We start from the raw sequence: 906 nt of genomic DNA on the forward strand, positions 1-906 counted from the left end.
GCGCGCATGTCGTTCGGAGTCCCCAACCCGGTCAACAGCACCTTCCCCTTGTACTGCGAACCGTCCAGGTACTGCGCGGCCGCCTTGATCCCCACCGTGGTCGGGGAGATGATGCCCTTCAGGTCCGGGTACTGCTGGATCAGCCCCTGGGTCTGCTGGAACGAGGTCTGCGCATCATCGTTCCCGTACGCGATCTTCACCAGCTTCATCTTCGAGAACTGCGGCTTCTTCAGCTCGTCCTGCATGTACCCGATCCACGTGTTCTGGTTCGTCGCCGTCTGCGCCGCCGAGAGGATCGCGATATCCCCGGAGTAGTCCAGCTCCTTGCCCAGCAGGTCCACCTCCGAACGCCCCAGCGCCTCCGCCGAAGCCTGCGAGATGAACACCTGCCGGCACGCCGCGTCCGTGTCCGAGTCGTAGGTCACCACCTTGATCCCGTTCGCCATCGCCTGCTTCAGCGCCGTGCACAACGCACCCGGATCCTGCGCCGAGACCGCGATCGCCGAAACCTGCTGCTGCGTGAGAGTGTTGACATACGAGACCTGCCCGGCCGTATCCGTCGCCGAAGTGGTGCCCACCTCCTTGTACGTCTCACCCAGACTCGTCAGCGCGGCCTTGCCGCCGTTGTCCGAGGTCGTGAAGTACGGGTTGTTGACCTGCTTCGGCAAGAACGCCACCGTCAACCCCGACTTGGTCGACGCGTTCGGATCCGCCGACGCACCCGAACCGGCCACCGCCGAGGACGCAGCGGTATCCGTCGAAGACTTCGTCGCACCCCCACACCCGGCCACACCCACAGCCAGCACACCACCCACAGCCACCGACGCCACCAAACGCACGAGCCGAGGACGACAGAACGATGAATACATGACGATCCCTTTCAGAAGGACGACGACGGTGTCGGTG

Annotated in this window: 1 protein-coding gene; it reads right to left on the reverse strand. The window is 64.2% G+C overall.

The features are described from left to right. Positions 1-869: substrate-binding domain-containing protein (locus tag KDK95_RS34790; protein WP_212522613.1), on the reverse strand; the 869-nt coding region annotated here is incomplete at its 3' end. Positions 870-906 lie beyond the last annotated feature (37 nt).

It is taken from the genome of Actinospica acidithermotolerans, assembly GCF_018139625.1.
Lineage (GTDB): Bacteria > Actinomycetota > Actinomycetes > Streptomycetales > Catenulisporaceae > Actinospica > Actinospica acidithermotolerans.